Origin of the sequence: Nocardia sp. NPDC050175, from assembly GCF_044459885.1 — a bacterium.
Taxonomy (GTDB): Bacteria; Actinomycetota; Actinomycetes; order Mycobacteriales; family Mycobacteriaceae; genus Nocardia.
In genome coordinates this window covers 542,901-561,891 of the sequence record NZ_JBITJI010000003.1, presented here as the reverse complement: position 1 = coordinate 561,891, position 18,991 = coordinate 542,901, and the positions used below count along the sequence as shown (strand labels likewise).

The following is an 18,991-nucleotide window of genomic DNA, read 5'->3' as shown; positions in this document are numbered from 1 at the left end:
CGACCAAGAGACCACTATCTCAGACAGTTCGTCCGACTTGTCTCCCGGCCACTGCGCTACCGATGGTTGAGGACTGGGTCATTATCCCAGTCCGACAATGGTTTTCAGCGCAACAGCGGACCGAGCGCGTCGAGCACCCGGCTGGCAAGCAGCGCCTTCGACCCATGATCGAGCGACTGTTCGGTACCGTCCGCACCGAGCAGCCAGCCGTTGTTGGTGTCGACCTCGAACGCCTTGCCCTCGCCGACCGCGTTGACCACCAGCAGGTCGCACCCCTTGCGCGTCAGCTTGGCCCGCGCGTAGGTGAGCACGTCGCCGTGCTCGTCACCGGTCTCGGCGGCGAAGCCGACGATCGCGGTGCCCGCCAACTGCCCGTCGCGGCGCGCCTGCACCAGACCGGCCAGGATGTCGGTGGTCTTGGTGAGCGCGATGACGTCGGGTTCGCCGACGCCCTTCTTGATCTTGGCCGCGGCCACATCGGTGGGCCGGAAATCCGCCACCGCCGCCGCCATGATCACCGCGTCCGCGCCGACCGCATGCTTGTCGACCGCGGTCTTGAGCTGTTCGGCGGTGGTGATGTGCACCAGATCGACGGCCGCGGGCGCGGCCATCTCGATCGTGTTGCCCGCGATGAGCGTGACGTGCGCGCCGCGCTGGGCCGCGACCCGGGCCAGGGCATAGCCCTGCTTCCCGGAGCTGCGGTTGCCGAGGAAGCGCACCGGATCCAGCGGTTCCCTGGTGCCGCCCGCGGTGATGACCACCCGGCGACCTTCCAGGTCACGCGGGATGGCGTCGGTGCGTTCGAGCAGCAGCGTGGCCAGTCCGAAGATCTCCTCGGGCTCGGGCAACCGTCCCGGACCGGTGTCGGTGCCGGTGAGCCGGCCCGACGCGGGTTCCATCACGATCGCGCCGTGCGCGCGCAGCGTCGCGACATTGGCGACGGTCGCCGGATGCTCCCACATCTCGGTGTGCATCGCGGGCGCGAAGAGGATCGGACATCGGGCCGTCAGCAACGTGGCGGTGAGCAAATCGTCGGCGCGGCCCTGGGCCGCGCGCGCCATCAGGTCGGCGGTCGCCGGGGCGATGACCACGAGGTCCGCCTCCTGGCCCAGCCGAACGTGCGGCACCTCGGGCACATCGGTGAACACGTCGGTGTGCACCGGGTTCCCGGACAGTGCCTCGAAGGTTGCCTTGCCGACGAACTGCATCGCCGCCTCGGTGGGGATCACCCTGACCTGGTGTCCGGTCTCGGTGAACCGCCGGACCAGCGAGCAGGCCTTGTAGGCGGCGATCCCACCGCCGACACCGACAACGATCCGTGTGGTCACTACGCCTCCGGCCTAGTTGTTGTCACAGCTGAGCACTCGGCCCGGCTACTCGCCTTCGGTGTGCTCGAGCAGGTCGGAGTGGATCTCACGCATGGCGACCGAGAGGGGCTTTTCCTGCAGGCCCGGCTCGACCAGCGGGCCGACGTACTCGAGGATGCCGTCGCCGAGCTGGTTGTAGTAGTCGTTGATCTGACGCGCGCGCTTGGCCGCGTAGATGACCAGGGCGTACTTGGACGAAGTGCGCTCCAGCAGCTCATCGATCGGGGGGTTGGTGAGGCCGATCGGGGTGTCGTAGGCGGGAACGACTTTGCTGTCCGTACTGCTCACTAGGGGGGCTCCTGCGGATCGAAGGATTACGAACTCGAATTTGTGCTAACGAACAAGGATACCAACTGCTCACAGGCGCTGGTCACCTCGTCGTTCACGATGACGATGTCGAACTCGTCACAGGCCGCCAATTCGGTCCTGGCGGTTTCCAGCCTGCGCTCGATCACTTCCGGTGATTCGGTGCCCCGCGAGGTGAGCCTGGAGACCAGTTCGTCCCAGCTGGGTGGGGCGAGGAAGGCGAGGATCGCTTCGGGGATGGCCTCGCGGACCGCCCGCGCGCCTTCTAGATCGACCTCGACCAGTACGGGCAGACCCTCTGCGAGGGCGGCCCGTACCGGTGCGGCCGGGGTGCCCGAACGTTGCAAACCACCGTGAATATCAGCCCACTCGAGTAGTTCGTCCGCCGAGATCATGGCGTCGAACTCTGCCCTGGACACGAATCGATAGTCGAGGCCGTCGACCTCCCCGGGCCTAGGAGCCCGAGTCGTTGCCGACACACTGAAGATCAGGTGCGGCAGTCGCTCGCGGACGCAACGGACCACGGTCGACTTGCCAACGGCCGAGGGGCCGACCAGTACTACCAGTCGACCCTTCCGCATATGTTCGACCACCCTCGTTATCAGGCGTCGAAGTCGAACCGGGCAAGCAGCGCCTTGCGCTGCCGATCGCCGAGTCCGCGCAGACGCCGGGTGGGGGCGATCTCCAGTTCACTCATGATTTCGGCTGCCTTGACCTTGCCCACCTTCGGCAAAGCCTCCAGCAGCGCCGACACCTTCATCTTGCCGAGAATCTCATCGGATTCGGCATCGGTGAGGACCTGCTTCAGGTTGGTGCCGCCTCGCTTCAGGCGCTCCTTGAGCTCCGCCCGAGCGCGGCGAGCGGCAGCCGCCTTCTCCAAAGCAGCGGCGCGCTGCTCGTCAGTCAGCTGGGGAAGGGCCACGGTTCCTCCGTCTCATCGTTCATTGCATCAACTCCTGCCGGTAACCCGGCAGTCTCAGCGACCGTACCCACGGCATCCGCAGATTGCGAACCCACCCCCCAGGTCAGCGCATGATTCCGGATGCCGTAGACGCGAGAGCGGCGCGATCCGCACTGCTCCTCTGTCGCTGCGCAGATCGTACCGCCGAAATCACGAAATGCCTCTTCAGCAGGGAGTTTTCATGATTGACACAGGTTAGCGGGAGGGTTGCTATGACGTGACATGGGTCGCCAGCAAACCCATCACTGCCCGACCAGGAACTTTCTCGGAATTTCCCGCGTGTCGCGTTGTCTGTCAGCGTGTCGTGGGCCACAGACAGGTCGAACGACCATTTCGAGCGGACGCCGGCCCCGATCGATTGTCGAGGTGCACCGCCGGGTTTGTCGACCTGCACTGATCACAGCGCGCTTCTGGGCCGATCCGGGCCCGTCGGCTCATCCGAGCACCATTTGGGCGGGAAACGGGCGTAGCAGGGCACACAGACCCGTCTACGGGCCACATGCACGCGTGCACATGACCGCACGCGGGCCGGGAAAAGAGCCGAGACCGGCGCGATCGCGCCGGTCTCGGTGGTTATTTCTGCAGGAACGCGAACGTCTGCTGGAGTTCGCCCAGTCTGGCGCGCAGCGCCGGAACGGCCGGTCCGTCGCGCAGGACTTCCCGTGACGCGGCCGGCACAGCGGCCGCCAGCATCGCCTCCGGGACCAGGTCACGGATGTTTTCCGGTCCCCCGCCCTGGGCTCCGACTCCCGGCATCAGGATCGGCCCGTTGAGCGCGGACAGGTCCGGCGCCTCGGTCAACGTCGCGCCGAGCACCACACCGACCGACCCGAATTCCGCGCCGGCGTTACGCGCGGCCGCCTCGTCGACCATCGTCTGGGCGATGGTGCGGCCGTCGCTGGTGACGACCCGTTGCACCTGCGCCCCTTCGGGATTCGAGGTTGCCGCGAGCACGAAGACACCGCGGTGATTGGCCGCGGCCAGGTCCAAAGCCGGTGCCAGCGAGCCGAATCCGAGATACGGCGAGACCGTCACCGCGTCCGACCCGAGCGGCCCGTCGCCGAGCCAGGCGTGCGCATAGGCGTCCATGGTGGAGCCGATGTCGCCGCGCTTGGCGTCGGCGAGCACCAGCGTGCCCGAGGCGCGCAACACCTCGATGGTGCGCTCCAGCACCGCGATTCCGGCCGAGCCGTAGGTCTCGAAGAACGCGACCTGCGGCTTCACCAGCGCGACACAACCGTCGAAGGCCTCGACGCAGATCTCCGCGAACTTCTCCAGCCCGTCCGCGTCGGCGGTGAGACCCCACGACTCCAGCAGGCCCGGATGTGGATCGATGCCGACGCACACGGGGCCGAAATGCCCCATGGCGTGCTGCAATCGAGCGCCGAAGCTCTTCATCCCGTCAACTCCGTCCGGCTCACCCACGCAGCACCGAATGCAGTTCCTGCAGCGACCGCACTCCGATCCCGCCGTTGATGCTCGCCTCGATGCCCTGCACCGCGGCGGCCGCACCCTGCACCGTGGTGATGCACGGGATGTTCACACCGACCGCGGCACTGCGGATTTCGTAGCCGTCGATGCGCGGACCGGAATTGCCGTAGGGAGTGTTGAAGACCATATCGATCTCGCCGTCCCTGATCTGCTCGACGATCGTGGGCTGCGGCACATCACCATTGGTGTCCACCGTTTCCGGCTCCGAGTGCTTGCGCACCCGCTCACACGGAATACCGTTGCGGCGCAACATCTCCGCGGTTCCCTCGGTCGCCAGGATACGGAATCCGAGGTCGTGCAGGCGCTTGACCGGGAAGACCATGGCGCGCTTGTCCCGGTTCGCGATGGAGACGAACACGGTGCCCTCGGTGGGCAGCGAACCGTAGGCGGCGGTCTGGCTCTTGGCGAAGGCGGTGCCGAAGTCGGCGTCGATGCCCATCACCTCGCCGGTGGACTTCATCTCCGGGGAGAGCAGCGAATCCACGCCGCTGCCATCGGCCTTACGGAACCGATGGAACGGCAGCACGGCCTCCTTCACCGCCACCGGCGCGTCGAGCGGGACGTGCCCGCCGTCGCCCTCGCCGGGCAGCATGCCTTCCTTGCGCAGGTCGGCGATGGTCGCGCCCAGCATGATCCGCGCGGCCGCCTTCGCCAGCGGCACCGCGGTGGCCTTCGACACGAACGGAACCGTCCTGCTGGCACGCGGATTCGCCTCGAGCACGTACAGCACATCGTCCTTGAGCGCGTACTGCACGTTGAGCAGGCCCTTGACGCCGATGCCCTTGGCCAGCGCGACGGTCGAGCGCCGCACGGCCTCGATATCGCTGCGGCCCAGCGTGATCGGCGGCAGCGCGCAGGCGGAGTCACCGGAGTGGATGCCCGCCTCTTCGATGTGTTCCATCACACCGCCGAGGTAGACCTCGTCGCCGTCGCACAGCGCGTCGACGTCGATCTCGATGGCGTCCTCCAGGAACCGGTCGACCAGCACCGGGTGTTCCGGGCTGAGCTCGGTGGCCCGGGAGATGTAGCCCTCCAGGGAACCCTCGTCGTAGACGATCTCCATGCCGCGCCCGCCGAGCACATAGGACGGGCGAACGAGCACCGGGTAGCCGATCGAGGCGGCGATCTTCTTGGCCTGCGCGAAGGTGGTGGCGGTGCCGTACTTCGGCGCGGGCAGCCCGGCCGCGGTGAGCACGTCACCGAATTCGCCACGGTCCTCGGCCAGGTCGATGGCGGCGGCGCTGGTGCCGACCACCGGGACGCCTGCGTCGGTGAGCCGCTGCGCCAGGCCGAGCGGGGTCTGCCCGCCCAACTGCACGATGACCCCGATGACGGTGCCCGACTCGCTTTCCGCGTGGAACACCTCGAGCACGTCCTCGAAGGTGAGCGGCTCGAAGTAGAGCCGGTCGGCGGTGTCGTAGTCGGTGGAGACGGTCTCCGGGTTGCAGTTGACCATCACCGTCTCGTACCCGGCCTGCGAAAGTGTTTGCGCCGCATGGACACACGAGTAGTCGAACTCGATGCCCTGGCCGATCCGGTTCGGGCCGGAGCCGAGGATGATCACCTTGTCGCGCTCGCGCTGCGGCGCGACCTCGGATTCCGCGGCGGGATCGAGCTCGTAGGTCGAGTAGTGGTACGGCGTCTTGGCCTCGAACTCGGCGGCGCAGGTGTCGACCGTCTTGAAGACCGGGCGAACGCTGAGCCGGTGCCGCAGCGCGCGAACGCCGGTCTCCCCCGCCAACTCCGGGCGCAGCGCGGCGATCTGCCCGTCGGACAGGCCGTAGTGCTTGGACCGGCGCAGCAGCGATTCATCCAGTACGGGCGCGTCCATGATCTCCGCGCGCAGCTCGACCAGACCGGCGACCTCGGCGACGAACCACGGGTCGATTCCCGAAGCGGCAGCGACATCTTCGATGCTCGCGCCCAGGCGCAGCGCCCGCTCGACCTGGTAGATGCGTCCCTCGATGGGCGTGCGCAGGTCTTCCAGAATCGCTTCGACGTCAGTCCATTTGCCGTCTTCCAGGGTCCAGAAACCGGCGGCCTTGGTCTCCAGCGAGCGCAGCACCTTGCCGAGCGCCTCGGCGAAGTTGCGCCCCAACGACATTGCCTCGCCGACCGACTTCATCGTGGTGGTCAGCGTCGGGTCGGCGCCGGGGAACTTCTCGAACGCGAACCGCGGCGCCTTGACCACCACGTAGTCCAGCGTCGGCTCGAAGCAGGCCGGCGTCTCCTTGGTGATGTCGTTGACGATCTCGTCGAGGGTGTAGCCGATGGCCAGCTTGGCGGCGATCTTGGCGATCGGGAATCCCGTTGCCTTAGAAGCCAACGCGGACGAGCGCGAGACGCGCGGGTTCATCTCGATGACGATCAGGCGGCCGTCGGCCGGGTCCACCGCGAACTGGATGTTGCAGCCGCCGGTGTCCACGCCGACCTCGCGCAGGATCGCGATGCCCAGGTCGCGCATCTTCTGGTACTCGCGGTCGGTAAGCGTCATGGCGGGCGCGACGGTCATCGAGTCGCCGGTGTGCACGCCCATCGGGTCGACGTTCTCGATCGAGCAGACGATGACCACGTTGTCGGCGCGGTCGCGCATCAGCTCGAGCTCGAATTCCTTCCAGCCCAGGATGGATTCCTCGATGAGCACGTTCGCGGTCGGCGAGGCGGACAGGCCGCCACCGGCGATGCGGTCGAGATCCTCGTGGTTGTAGGCCATTCCGGAGCCGAGGCCACCCATGGTGAACGAAGGACGCACCACCACAGGGAATCCCAGCTCGGTGACCGTGTCGCGGACCTCGTCCATCGTGTAACAGACACGGGAGCGGGCACTTTCGCCGCCGACCTTGGCGACGATGTCCTTGAACTTCTGCCGGTCCTCACCGCGCTGGATGGCGTCGAAGTCGGCGCCGATCATCTCGACGTTGTACTTCTCCAGCACCCCGTTCTCGTGCAGCGCGACCGCGGTGTTCAGCGCGGTCTGCCCGCCGAGGGTGGCCAGGATGGCGTCGGGACGCTCCTTGGCGATGACCTTCTCGACGAACTCCGCCGTGATCGGCTCCACATAGGTGGCGTCGGCGAACTCGGGGTCGGTCATGATGGTCGCCGGATTGGAGTTCACCAACGAAACCCGCAGGCCCTCGGCCCGCAGCACCCGGCACGCCTGGGTGCCGGAGTAATCGAACTCGCAGGCCTGTCCGATGACGATCGGACCGGAGCCGATCACCAGGATGTGCTTCAGATCGGTGCGGCGTGGCATCAGGCTCCTTCCATGAGACCGGCGAAACGGTCGAAGAGATAAGCAGCGTCGTGGGGTCCGGCGGCGGCCTCCGGGTGGTACTGCACGGAGAACGCGCGGCCGTCGATGAGGCGCACACCCTCGACCGTGCCGTCGTTGGCGCAGACGTGGCTGACCTCGGCCTTGCCGAACGGGGTGTCGAACTGCTCGCCCTGCTCGCCTTCCAGCGCGAAGCCGTGGTTCTGCGCGGTGATCGCGATGCGACCGGTGCCGTGCTCGATCACCGGGACATTGATGCCGCGGTGGCCGAACTTCATCTTGTAGGTCTTGCGGCCGAGCGCGCGGCCGAGGATCTGGTTGCCGAAGCAGATGCCGAACAGCGGCAGGCCGCGCTCGAGCACGCCCTTGGTCAGCGCGACCGCGCCGTCCTGGGTGGCCGGGTCGCCGGGGCCGTTGGACAGGAAGACGCCGTTCGGGTTCAGCGCGAGGATCTGGTCGATCGAGGTGTTCGACGGGACCACATGCACCCGCATGCCGCGCTCGGCGAACATGCGCGGGGTGTTGGTCTTGATGCCGAGGTCGACCGCGACCACGGTGAAGCGGGACTCACCGTTGGGCTCGATGGTGTAGATCGAGTCGGTGCTCACCTCTTCGGCCAGGTCGGCGCCGAGCATGGACGGCTGGCCGGTGACCCGGCCGAGCAGCTCGTCGGTGCCGGCGAGGGCGGCACCGGAGAAGATGCCCGCCTTCATCGAGCCGCGGGTGCGCAGGTGACGCACCAGCGCGCGGGTGTCGATACCCGCGATGCCGACGATGTCCTGACGCTGCATCGCCTCGGGCAGCGTGCCGGTGGCCCGCCAGTTGGAGGCGCGGCGCGCGGGGTCGCGGACCACGTAGCCGGCGACCCAGATCTTGCCGGACTCGTCGTCCTCGTCGTTCCAGCCGGTGTTGCCGATCTGCGGTGCCGCGGCGACCACGATCTGGCGGTGGTAGCTGGGGTCGGTGAGGGTCTCCTGGTAGCCGGTCATCGCGGTGCAGAACACCGCCTCACCGAGCGTCTCGCCCACGGCGCCGTAGGCCGAGCCGCGGAATACCCGGCCGTCCTCCAGCACTAGAGCAGCGTCTTGTCCTGGCCCTCCCGCCGCCCGGCCACCGCCCCCCATGGAATCGCTGCGCGATACTGCTGTCGTCACTCGTCGTCTCCCGTCGTCGTGCTGGTGTCCGCCTGGAGCCCCCGCGTCCAAGCCGGGTACACCGACTTGTCGTCGCCCCGGAAACCGGTATCTATCTCGGTCCCGGTGGGCAGCTTCCAGCGAACTACCAGCACACCATCTGCTGTCATTACTTTGCCCGCATGCCCGCGCTCGGTGCGCACCGCAGTGATGGATTCCTGCGGGATCCAGATCACCGCCGCGCCGTCGCGCTCGAGCAGAATTCCTCGTTCGAACCGCGTGAGTTCCGCCGTGGCCCGGAAACCCAAGTCGCCCACCGCGATCCGGTCCTGCCAGCTGGGCGCCATGGTGCTGCCGAGATACAGTCCGGTGGTCGGCTCGAGCACCTGCGCACCGAGGTCGGCGGGCACGGTGGGCAGGTCACCGATGCGGGCCTCTTGGCGCGCGGCCCGGTTCTGCCAGCCCCGATACATCAGCCAGATACACAGGGCGAACAGCGCGGCCAGCCCGATTACCCATAGCGTTCTTTCCACTTACGGTCCTCCTCGGTTACCCACCGGCCTTGCCCTCGCGGGCGGTTACCCGGCCCCTGAGCAACGTCGTTGTCACTCGGGCCGGGAACGTCATGTCCTCGAACGGTGTGTTGTTCGAGATGCTGGCGAGCTCCTTGGCGCGCACCGTCCAGGTGGCGGCCGGGTCGACCAGCGTCAGGTTGGCGGGCTCGCCGACCTCGATCGGCCTGCCGTGCTCGTCGAGGCCGACGATCGCGGCGGGCTGCTCGCTCATCACCCTGGCGACGCCGCGCCAGTCGAGCAGGCCGGGTTCGACCATGGTCTGCACGATGATCGACAGCGCGGTCTCCAGGCCGAGCATGCCGGGACGGGCCGCGGCGAACTCGCAGCACTTGTCCTGTTCGGCGTGCGGGGCGTGGTCGGTGGCGACGCAGTCGATGATGCCGTCGGCCAGCGCCTGGCGCAGCGCGGCGGCGTCGGACGCCTCACGCAGCGGCGGGTTGACCTTGTTGACCGCGTCGTAGGTCTCCAGGCGCGAGTCATCCAGCAGCAGGTGGTGCGGGGTGACCTCGGCGGTGATCGAAATGCCTTGCGCCTTGGCCCATTTCACCAGCTCCACGGTGCCCGCGGTGGAAGCGTGGCAAATATGCACGCGCGCACCGGCATCGCGGGCGAGGATCGCGTCGCGGGCCACGATGGACTCCTCGGCGGCCCGCGGCCAACCGGCCAGGCCGAGCCGGGCCGCGGTGGGACCCTCGTGCGCGACCGCGCCTTTGGTGAGCCGCGGCTCCTCCGCGTGCTGGGCGATCAGCACGCCGAGGGTGTTCGCGTACTCCAGGGCGCGGCGCATCAGCAGCGGGTCGTAGACGCAGTGGCCGTCGTCGGAGAACATCCGCACCGCGCCGACACCGCTTGCCATGGTTCCCATTTCGGCGAGCTGCTTACCTTCGAGGCCGACGGTGACCGCGCCCACCGGGTACACGTCGACCAGGCCGACCTCCTGGCCGCGACGCCACACGTGATCGGTGACGACCACCGAGTCGGCGATCGGGCTGGTGTTGGCCATCGCGAACACCGCCGTGTAACCGCCCAATGCGGCTGCGGCGGAACCGGATTCGATGGTCTCGGTGTCTTCGCGGCCGGGCTCGCGCAGGTGCGTGTGCAGGTCGACGAAGCCGGGCAGCAGGATTTGGCCGTCGGCGTCGATGACTTCCGCGTCGTCGGCGTCGAGACCTGTGCCGATCTCCCGGATTACACCGTCGGCGATCAGCACGTCGACCGGTTCGCCCTCGCCGTAGATCCGGGCGCCCTTGATCAGAAGTTCGCTCATGCCACCGCCTCCTGCGTACCGATCAGCAGCCGGAACAGGACGGCCATGCGCATGTGTACTCCGTTCGTCACCTGTTGCAAGATCGCGGCCTGCGCGGAATCGGCTACCGGCGAGGCGATTTCCATGCCGCGCAGCATCGGGCCGGGATGCAGCACCGTCGCGTGTTCGGCCAGCAGGGCGAGCCTGCGTTCGGACAGTCCGTAATTGATCGAGTATTCGCGGGCCGACGGGAAGAAGCCGCCGTTCATCCGCTCGGCCTGCACGCGCAGCATGAGAACCGCGTCGGCGCCGGGCAATTCGGCGTCCAGCGAGTGCGCGATCCGGGCGGGCCAGGCGTCGACGCCCACCGGCAGCAGGGTGCGCGGGGCGACGAGCACTACTTCCGCACCGAGGGTGTCCAGCAGGAAGACATTGGAGCGGGCCACCCGGCTGTGCAGGATGTCGCCGACGATGACGACCCGCTTGCCCTCGATATCGCCGAGCCGTTGGCGCAGGGTGAGCGCGTCGAGCAGAGCCTGAGTGGGGTGCTCGTGCGTGCCGTCGCCCGCGTTGATGATGGCCGGGCCGGAGCTGCCGGACGAGAGGGCCCAGGCGTCCATCCAGCGCGCGATCTGGTGTGCCGCACCGGAAGCCGGGTGTCGCACGATCAACGCGTCGGCGCCCGCGGCGTGCAGGGTGAGCGCGGTGTCGCGCAGGGATTCGCCCTTGGAGACCGAGGAGCTGCTGGCGCTGACGTTGATGACGTCGGCGCTCATCCACTTGCCCGCAACCTCGAACGAGACGCGAGTGCGGGTGGAGTTCTCGTAGAACACCGTCATCACGGTGCGTCCGCGCAGGGTCGGCAGCTTGTGGACTTCGCGGCCGAGCAGGGCCTGCTCGAATCGTTCGGCCTCGTCCAGCAACTCCGTCGCAGTCGCGCGATCAAGATCACTAACTGTCAGCAAGTGCCTCACGACTCCACCTCGCTAACGCTCGGCTCCGTCGTTCGGCACGGGGCCGCTGTGTTGTTGGTTCGCTCGCTACGCTCGCTCACGCTTCAGCCTCCTGGCGCAGGTAAACGCCGTCGCGGCCGTCGTGTTCGGTGAGCAGGACCGAGATGTCTTCGGCGCGCGAGGTGGGGACGTTCTTGCCCACGTAGTCGGCCCGGATCGGGAGTTCGCGGTGGCCGCGGTCGATCAGCACCGCGAGCTGCACGGCGCGCGGGCGGCCGAGGTCGCGCAGCCCGTCCAGGGCGGAGCGCACGGTGCGACCGGAGAAGAGGACGTCGTCGATCAGCACGACGAGCGCGTCTTCGATGCCGCCCTCGGGAACCGAGGTGCGCTCGAGCGGCCGGTGCGGCCGGGTGCGCAGGTCGTCGCGGTAGAGGGTGATGTCGAGCGAGCCGAGGGCCGGGCGAACGCCGGAGAACTCCTCGATCTTGTCCGCGAGCCGCGCGGCAAGCGAGGTGCCGCGGGTGGGAATGCCGATGAGCACCACGCGTGGCGCGCCGGGCTCGCCCGCGTCGAGCGCGGTCTTCTCGATGATCTGGTGCGCGATACGCGCGATGGTCCGACTGACATCGGAAGCCGACAACAGCTCCCGCCCCGCCTCCACCCCCTCTGGGGTGTGTCGCTGCGATGTTTCGGCAGCGCCGGACTTGGCGGCCCGTTCGGGCACGGCCATGCCGACCTCCTTCCCCGCCTCACCGGACGGTCCGTTAAAGGATGTCTTACGGCAAGCAGCGTAACAGCGGTCGGAGCCGGGCTTTCACCAGGTGTAGTGCGGTGTGAGCGGGGCCACGAGCGGGACGTGGCCCCGGCCACATCGGCGGTCGTCCCGGTTACTCGCGGACGGCGAGGATCAGGCCGACGTCGGCGTCGCGGATGGCGGCAGGACGGTTGAGCGGCGCGACGAGGTCGTCCCACCTGCGGAAGCTGGTGCGCCAGCCGTGCGCGGTGAGCCAGGCCTCGGCGTCCGGCCCGAGGCCGCTCAGGTCGCGACCTTCGTCACTGTGCTCGCCGCCGACCAGCCGTCCGAGTTCGGTGTAGCGCGGCAGATTTCGGTCGACGTGGAAGCGGCCGGCGCCGAATTGGCTTCCTGGAGCGGAGAGTTCGGTGAGGGTTCCGGCGACCCGAAGTGCGTCGTCGCGGCTCAGATATCCGAGCGATCCTTCGTCTACCCAGCAGGTCGGCGCGTCGGCGCGAAAGCCGTTGGCGCGCAGCAGCTCCGGCCAGTCCCCCCGGAGATCGCTGGCGATGACGTTGCGGTCGTACCGTGGCGCCGCGCCGCCAGCGCCGGCTCCTTGAACGCGAACAGTTCCGGCAGATCGATCTCGAAGAACCGAACGTCCGCGGGCAGCGTCAACCGGAACGCTCGGGTATCCAATCCCGCGCCGAGGATGACGATTTGACGGCAACCGTCTTGCACCGCCTCCACCATCCGATCGTCGACCAACCGGACGCCGACGCTGCGCCCCTCGAAGAACGTGTCCGCCAACGCTTCCAGTCGCGCCCATCGCCGCTCCCCCTCCGGCGTCGCCTCGAAGCTGCGCCGCGCGGCATCGGCGAAGTGTCGCGCCAACGGGTCGTCATACAGCCGGTCGGGCCTGGCCGATTCCCGCGCCCGAATCACCGCAACCCCGATCGCCGTCATCGCCACACCCGCCATCGGTGCCGCTGGCTGCGCTTCGGTCATGATCCCTCCAAATTAACTTGTCGACCGGCTAGGTATCTCGCCGCAGCCGTCACGCTAGGCTCCAACTAGCCGGTCGTCAAGCAAAAGGAGCACCATGGATCGCCGTCGCAGCGACATGCGGGAACGAATCCGCGCGGTGGCGATGGAGTTGTTCTCCGAGCGCGGCTACGAGAAGACCTCGCTGCGCGAGATCGCCGAGCGACTCGACGTGACCAAAGCCGCGCTCTACTACCACTTCCGCACCAAAGAGGACATCGTCGCGAGCCTGTCCGACGACCTGCGGCGCGGCATCGACGACATCGTCTCGTGGGCCGCGACCGCACCGACGGGACCTGAACGCGCGCAAGAGATTCTCGACCGCTACGGGGCCCTGCTGCACGGCATCGGCCGCGACATGGTGCGCTTCATGGCCGAAAACCAGCCCGCCTTCCGGGAACTCGGCTTCGGCGTGAGCCTGCGCTATCAGTTCCGGGTGCTCGCCGACCTGATGACCGAACCCGAGCAGGCGCCGCGCGCGGTTTTTCATGCCAGGCAAGCGCTGCTGGCCATCAGTTGGAGCACCGCAATGATGGGCGATCTGCCGCTGAGCGACGACGAGTGCTACGCGGCCTCGGTCGACATCGCGCGCGACATCCTCGCCAGGAATTGACCGCCGCGTCCGATTACTGCTAGCACATACGTTCGATTGCGGGTAGATTCGCTCGCATGTCGACACCGCTGCAGGGTTCACTGCTCGACGGGTTCGGTGATACCGAATTCGGGTCGCTTCGTGCCGCGCGGCGCACGGTGCTCGATCGCGGGGCCTGGGTGGATGTGCTGCCCGGCTGGTTGTCGGGCGCCGACGCGCTGTTCGATCGACTGGTCGACGATGTGCCGTGGAAGGCCGAGCGGCGGCCGATGTACGACCGTGTGGTGAACGTGCCCCGGCTGTTGAAGTTCTACGAAGAGCACGAGCCGCTGCCCGACCAGGTGCTGGCCGACGCGCGCGAAGCCTTGAGCGAGCACTACCGCCGCGAACTCGGCGAGTCGTTCCGCACCGCCGGACTCTGCTACTACCGCGACGGACAAGACAGCGTCGCCTGGCACGGCGACACTTTCGGTCGCGGCGCGACCCAGGACACGATGGTCGCGATCGTGTCCATCGGCGCGCCAAGGGCATTGCTGTTGCGACCGCGCGGCGGCGGCGAGAGCCTTCGATTCCCGGTGGGCCACGGCGATCTACTGGTGATGGGCGGCTCGTGCCAGCGCACCTGGGAGCACGCGGTGCCGAAGACACGAAGGCCGACTGGACCGCGGATCAGCATCCAATTCCGTCCGCGCGGCGTGCGCTGACTGTGAGCAAAGCAATACCGGTCTTGACCTCAATCATTATTGAGGTTGAATGCTGAACGGCATGAGCGCAAAGACTTTTGAGCCGCCAGTGGCCGGCGACACGACCGTCGACCACACCGCCGACGTCGCGGCCATCAAGCAGATCATCACCAACGTCGAAACCGCATACAACACCAACGACCCCGAACTGATGACCGCCGACTTCACCGCGAACGCCGCCGTCGTCAACGCGGTCGGCGCCCTGATGACCGGTCGCGACGCACTACTCGAAGCGAACCGCCGTGGACTGTCCGGCTTCCTGAAGAACGAGTACGTCCGCTACGAGGTCACCGACATCACCTTCCTCCGCCCCGACGTCGCCTTCGCCCACAAGGTCGCCCGGGCCACCACCGCCGAAGGCGAACTGATCGACATCGATCACGCAATGATCGCCCTCTACGTCCTGGTCAAAGAAAACGGCCGCTGGTGGACAGCGGCCAGACAGAACACCTTGATCCCCAAAGCCGAATGACCGCTCCACCCAACGACGCAGCGCCGCAACAACACCGAGGGGTGCGGCGCTGCGCCGGAGGGCCGATCAGCCGCTCACCGCTTCTGTAACCCGCACACCCGGCACAGGCGGTGTGAGGCTGACACAGCGGGTGTACGGATGGGTTCTCGCGTGATCGGCGGCAGTTCCGGTAGCCGATCAGACCCGCCGGTCGCTCCCCGAGCCGGTATCCCCAAGATCTGCACCCTCACTCGGGATCTGCACTCGGAATAGGGCCCTAGAGTCAGTGCCGATCCCGAGTGAAGGTGCGGATTCTGCTGTCGGCGTGGCGCGTTGGGGGCGCACACCGTCTGTGTGGGCGGCACATCCTTTGCAGGGGTGTGCGACTTCGGGGGATCAGTCAACCTGCGATGCGACCTCTCCAGCCGATATGGCCAAGATCTGCACTCTGTCTCGGGATCGGCACTCGGAATAGGGCCCTAGAGTCGGTGCGGATCCCGAGTTGGGGTGCGGATTTCGTTGGTAGGGGGGTGTTCTTGGCGGGTGGTGGGCGGAGGCGGAATTTCGCTGCGACGCGGGGGGTGGGTCGCCGTTAGATTGACTGCATGAGCAATCCTGGGGCGGGAGTCCTGGCTGTGATGCCGCTGCATACGATCAGTGAGGTTTATGGCGAGGCCGGTCTGCGTGAACGATTATTGTTGGAGATCGCGGAGTTGCCGGATGCCGATCGGGTCGTCGGGGCGCTCGACCTGGCCACGGAATTGCATCGAGATGATCGTTACGGCCGTGAGCCGTATCTCAATCATCTACTGCGAGTGGCGATTCGGATCATCAGCCATTACAAGGTCGCGGACGGCGAACTGGTGGTCGCGGGTCTGCTGCACGATTCGGTCGAGGATCATCCGGCGGAGTTGGCCGGTGATCGACCGGGGCCGCCCACCGCGGCCGCCCTCGCCGAACTCGCGGATCGATTCGGCGAGCGGGTGGCCGAGTTGGTCGCGGCTGTCACCAACCCCGAGCCGGACCCGTCGATTGATCGGCACCTGCAATATCGCGAGCACGTCGCCGCGAACCTCGATCGTTCCCCGTGGGCCAGGATCATCAAGCTGTCCGACTTCACCGACAACGGTGTCGGCATCCTGTACGCGACCGGCACGGCCATGCACCGGCTCGCCACCAAATACCGCCCGCTCACCGCGATCTACCGCGACCTCGTCACCCGCCCCGACACACCCCTCGCCGACGACGTGAAACAGCACATCCTCGACCAACTCGACAGTGCGGACCAACGATTCGAGGCCATCCTGGCGGGCGATTGATCGCCGGTCGTCCTTTCGGATGACATCCGGCCGATATCCGGCCCGCCGGGACCGACCGGCGCGGCACCGATGGCATCGTGAGGCGCATGCGACTTCGAGGGGCGAGCGGCTTCCTGCTGGCAGCGGGACTTCTGACGTTCATCGCCTCGGTGCTGACGCTCGTTGGGACGGGCCACACCGCACTGCGCTACTCGGCCGACAACGACGACACGTTGCCCCTGTGGATACCTATCCTGACGGCGTTCGGTGGGGTCGCGGCCGCCTGGCTGGTGCCGCCGAAACCACGCGACAACGCAGTGCTGCCGGATGATCCGCGCACCATGCGTCAGGGCTGGTGGCTCTTCGCCCTCGCACTCGCCTTCACCATCAGCTTCGCCCTCTCCCCTGGCGGCAACGGCTGGCTGCTCGCCCTGAAACTGCCACTACTGCTTGCCATTCCGTTGCTGTTCCGATTGGCGTCCTGGCGCGAGTGGTACCGGGTCGACACTCGTGGCCGTTGGCTTCGACCCGCACCAGCGGTACTCACCTTCCTTGCCCTGTTCACGCTGTTCGGCCATGGTTACACCGGCGCGCGACCGGACCTGATCGCCGTGCTGTGCGTGTTCGTCCTGAATGCGATGCTGGAGGAGATCTTCTACCGGGTCTGGCTGCAAACCCGACTGGAGATCAGCCTGGGGCGCTGGCCCGCGATCGTGGTCACCTCGTTGGTGTTCGCCTCCTGGCACGCGGTGATCCACGGCGGCAACGGTTTCGGCGTCGACCTCGCCAGCGCCTTCGTGCACATCGGCGGATACGGCATTTTCCTCGGCTACCTGTGGTCTCGGTACCGAAATCCCTGGCTGCTCTTCCTTGTTCACGGCATCATCAACCTGCCCATCCCGATGCTTGCCGCAATGTGGTGATGGCACAAGAGATTTCAGGGCGTGCGCAGCACCGACTCGATCAGTTCCCGAACAGCGGCGAGCAGCCGGTCGGTCTCGCCGGAACGGACCATGACTTGCACCAATTCGCTGCCGATCGCGGCGAGTAACAGCCTGCCCACCACCTCGGCGTCGAGATCGGGCCGCGCTTCGCGCAGCAGCGCGGTGATGTGGTTGTCCCAGAACGCGTGGAACTCCCCGGTGCGCGGATGCGGCGGTTCGGTGCGGTAGGCGGCCATGAGCTCCGAGTTGTCGATCACCAACCGCGTCATCGCATCGAAATAGGCGAGCAGCCGCGCATCGGCCGGTGCGCCGGGGCCCAACGGTGGCGGTCCACTGGTGATCGCATCCATCAACGTGAGCGCGCTCTCCGCAACCATCTCGTGCAGCAGCCCGGCGCGACTGCCGAAGCGATGAAAGATGGTCCCCTTTCCCACCCCGGCCGCGGCCGCGACCCGGTCCATGGTGATCGCCTCGGCCCCGTGTTCGGCGAGCAGCGCGGTGGTCGCGTCGAGAATCGCGCGCCGGTTACGCGCGGCATCGGCCCGTTCCTTCGGACGCCCGTCGGACATCGCACCCACTTTCGTTGACAACTTGACCGTTGGTCCATATCGTTGCGAAAGCAAATGGACCAATAGTCAATTTATGGAGTTCATGGTGAAGGCAATCGTAATGACGGGAACCGGCGGCCCTGAGGTGCTGGTCCTCCAGGAGGTCCCGACGCCGCAGGCAGGCCCCGGTGACGTCGTGATCCGAGCCGAGGCGATCCCGGTCCTGTTCCCGGAAACCAAGCTGCGCTCCGGCGAGTTCCCGCTCGGTGTCGAGCCGCCGCTGGTCTTCGGTTTCCAAGCTGCCGGTGTGGTGATCGAGGTGGGCGCGGATGTGGATCCCGCACTGATCGGCCGCCGAGTGACAGTGGCCACCATGGGTTTCGGCTCCTACGCCGAATTCGTCAGCGCACCAGCCAATTCCGTGACCCTGATCCCGGATAGCTTGTCCTCGGTCGATGCGGCCGCGGTCCTGATGAGCGGCTCGGTGGCCCTCCCCCTATTGGAAACCGCCGCCCTCGCCAGCACCGAAACAGTGCTGATCGAAGCCGCCGCAACAGGTATCGGCAGCTACCTCACCCAACTCGCCAAGGAGTACGGCGCGGCCCGCATCATCGCCACAGCGGGCGGCCCCACCAAGGCCGAACAGGCACGCAAGCTCGGCGCCGACGAAGTAATCGACCACAACGACCCCGAATGGCCCACCCGCCTACGCGAAACCCTCAGCGGCACAACCCTGGACGTAGTCTTCGACTCCATCGGCGGCCCCGCCGCCCTCGACCTCCTCGACACCATGACACCGCTGCGCGGCCGAATGCTCAGCTACGGCTGGCTTTCCGGCACCCCCGCCCAACTGACCGCCACCGACCTGATCACCCGAGGCCTAACCCTCACCGGCTGCGCAGGCCCCGACTGGCTGTCCCGAGTAGCCAACGCCCGCACCACAACCCTGCACCGCGCCGCCACCGGAGGCTTAGCCCCACTGATCGAAGCAGTCCTCCCCCTCGACCAAGCCGCCCACGCCCACCACCTCATCGAAAACCGCGCGCCGTTGGGCAAGTACATCCTCCAGCCGCACCCTGCGTCGTAGCCGCACCAACACCCGGCCGGACACGTCGCCGCGCGCAAATTCTCATCGAGCGCACAAAATTGCCAACTGAAACGCACGCAGCAACACAAGACGCGCGCGACGGCCCGGCGCGGTCGCATTCACTGCGGGCAAGCGGAAAATTGCGCAGGCCTAGTCGGCACATAACGCCGCCGCGCACCGATTGTCGCGCCGAGCACGAATTCGCCGACTGATTCGTGCGCAGCGAGACAACAAGTGCGCGCCAGCTC

At 67.2% G+C, this 18,991-nt stretch carries 18 protein-coding genes and 1 pseudogene; 6 read left to right on the top strand and 13 right to left on the bottom strand.

What is annotated here, in order from left to right; genetic code table 11:
* Positions 1-104: 104 nt before the first annotated feature.
* From coaBC to ACIBK2_RS13495, 12 genes and pseudogenes are all read right to left on the bottom strand, one after another.
* Positions 105-1,328, bottom strand: a complete 1,224-nt coding sequence (gene coaBC, locus ACIBK2_RS13550; protein WP_396966870.1) for a bifunctional phosphopantothenoylcysteine decarboxylase/phosphopantothenate--cysteine ligase CoaBC — start codon at positions 1,326-1,328, stop codon at positions 105-107.
* 45 nt (positions 1,329-1,373) lie between these two features.
* Positions 1,374-1,655, bottom strand: a complete 282-nt coding sequence (rpoZ, locus tag ACIBK2_RS13545; protein ID WP_357392002.1) for a DNA-directed RNA polymerase subunit omega — start codon at positions 1,653-1,655, stop codon at positions 1,374-1,376.
* A gap of 26 nt (positions 1,656-1,681) precedes the next feature.
* Positions 1,682-2,254, bottom strand: coding sequence for a guanylate kinase (gene gmk, locus ACIBK2_RS13540; protein ID WP_396966867.1), 573 nt, complete (start codon positions 2,252-2,254; stop codon positions 1,682-1,684).
* 20 nt (positions 2,255-2,274) lie between these two features.
* Positions 2,275-2,595, bottom strand: a complete 321-nt coding sequence (mihF, locus tag ACIBK2_RS13535) for an integration host factor, actinobacterial type (RefSeq protein WP_014986450.1) — start codon at positions 2,593-2,595, stop codon at positions 2,275-2,277.
* A 612-nt stretch (positions 2,596-3,207) separates the two neighbouring features.
* Positions 3,208-4,032: an orotidine-5'-phosphate decarboxylase gene (gene pyrF, locus ACIBK2_RS13530; protein WP_396966864.1), complete on the bottom strand. Its 825-nt coding sequence runs from the start codon at positions 4,030-4,032 to the stop codon at positions 3,208-3,210.
* A 19-nt stretch (positions 4,033-4,051) separates the two neighbouring features.
* Positions 4,052-7,378, bottom strand: coding sequence for a carbamoyl-phosphate synthase large subunit (carB, locus tag ACIBK2_RS13525; RefSeq protein WP_396966862.1), 3,327 nt, complete (start codon positions 7,376-7,378; stop codon positions 4,052-4,054).
* A complete protein-coding gene (gene carA / locus ACIBK2_RS13520; RefSeq protein ID WP_396967226.1) occupies positions 7,378-8,520 on the bottom strand; it encodes a glutamine-hydrolyzing carbamoyl-phosphate synthase small subunit in 1,143 nt (380 codons plus the stop codon). Before carA ends, carB begins: the two co-directional genes overlap by 1 nt.
* A gap of 26 nt (positions 8,521-8,546) precedes the next feature.
* Entirely contained in the window at positions 8,547-9,062 is a 516-nt protein-coding gene (locus ACIBK2_RS13515; RefSeq protein ID WP_396966860.1) for a transporter, read from the bottom strand.
* A gap of 16 nt (positions 9,063-9,078) precedes the next feature.
* Positions 9,079-10,371 (bottom strand): dihydroorotase, encoded by a 1,293-nt coding sequence (locus ACIBK2_RS13510; RefSeq protein WP_396966858.1) that lies wholly within the window; start codon positions 10,369-10,371, stop codon positions 9,079-9,081.
* Positions 10,368-11,324, bottom strand: a complete 957-nt coding sequence (locus ACIBK2_RS13505) for an aspartate carbamoyltransferase catalytic subunit (RefSeq protein ID WP_396966856.1) — start codon at positions 11,322-11,324, stop codon at positions 10,368-10,370. The genes ACIBK2_RS13510 and ACIBK2_RS13505 overlap by 4 nt, the downstream gene beginning before the upstream one ends.
* 76 nt (positions 11,325-11,400) lie before the next feature.
* On the bottom strand, positions 11,401-12,033 hold the full coding sequence (gene pyrR / locus ACIBK2_RS13500) for a bifunctional pyr operon transcriptional regulator/uracil phosphoribosyltransferase PyrR (RefSeq protein ID WP_396966854.1): 633 nt from the start codon (positions 12,031-12,033) through the stop codon (positions 11,401-11,403).
* A 157-nt stretch (positions 12,034-12,190) separates the two neighbouring features.
* Positions 12,191-13,002, bottom strand: a pseudogene (locus ACIBK2_RS13495) (SAM-dependent methyltransferase).
* 136 nt (positions 13,003-13,138) lie between these two features.
* Between ACIBK2_RS13495 and ACIBK2_RS13490 the strand changes: the two are divergent.
* The 5 genes from ACIBK2_RS13490 to ACIBK2_RS13470 all read left to right on the top strand — a co-directional run bounded on the left by ACIBK2_RS13490 (position 13,139) and on the right by ACIBK2_RS13470 (position 17,087).
* Positions 13,139-13,693: a TetR/AcrR family transcriptional regulator gene (locus ACIBK2_RS13490; RefSeq protein ID WP_396966852.1), complete on the top strand. Its 555-nt coding sequence runs from the start codon at positions 13,139-13,141 to the stop codon at positions 13,691-13,693.
* 56 nt (positions 13,694-13,749) lie between these two features.
* The gene (locus ACIBK2_RS13485; RefSeq protein ID WP_396966850.1) at positions 13,750-14,376 is read left to right on the top strand and encodes an alpha-ketoglutarate-dependent dioxygenase AlkB; all 627 of its coding nucleotides are present in this window, start codon (positions 13,750-13,752) and stop codon (positions 14,374-14,376) included.
* Positions 14,377-14,437: 61 nt separating this feature from the next.
* Complete coding sequence (locus tag ACIBK2_RS13480; protein ID WP_396966848.1) at positions 14,438-14,887, top strand: SgcJ/EcaC family oxidoreductase; 450 nt, start codon at positions 14,438-14,440, stop codon at positions 14,885-14,887.
* Between the two features lie 584 nt (positions 14,888-15,471).
* Complete coding sequence (locus ACIBK2_RS13475; RefSeq protein WP_396966846.1) at positions 15,472-16,185, top strand: HD domain-containing protein; 714 nt, start codon at positions 15,472-15,474, stop codon at positions 16,183-16,185.
* An 86-nt stretch (positions 16,186-16,271) separates the two neighbouring features.
* Positions 16,272-17,087 (top strand): lysostaphin resistance A-like protein, encoded by an 816-nt coding sequence (locus ACIBK2_RS13470; RefSeq protein ID WP_396966844.1) that lies wholly within the window; start codon positions 16,272-16,274, stop codon positions 17,085-17,087.
* A 14-nt stretch (positions 17,088-17,101) separates the two neighbouring features.
* Here the strand turns inward: ACIBK2_RS13470 and ACIBK2_RS13465 are convergent, their stop codons facing one another.
* Entirely contained in the window at positions 17,102-17,677 is a 576-nt protein-coding gene (locus tag ACIBK2_RS13465; RefSeq protein ID WP_396966842.1) for a TetR/AcrR family transcriptional regulator, read from the bottom strand.
* Between the two features lie 82 nt (positions 17,678-17,759).
* Here ACIBK2_RS13465 and ACIBK2_RS13460 point away from each other — a divergent pair, with 82 nt between their 5' ends.
* Positions 17,760-18,743, top strand: coding sequence for a zinc-binding alcohol dehydrogenase family protein (locus ACIBK2_RS13460; RefSeq protein WP_396966840.1), 984 nt, complete (start codon positions 17,760-17,762; stop codon positions 18,741-18,743).
* The last annotated feature ends 248 nt before the right edge of the window (positions 18,744-18,991 follow it).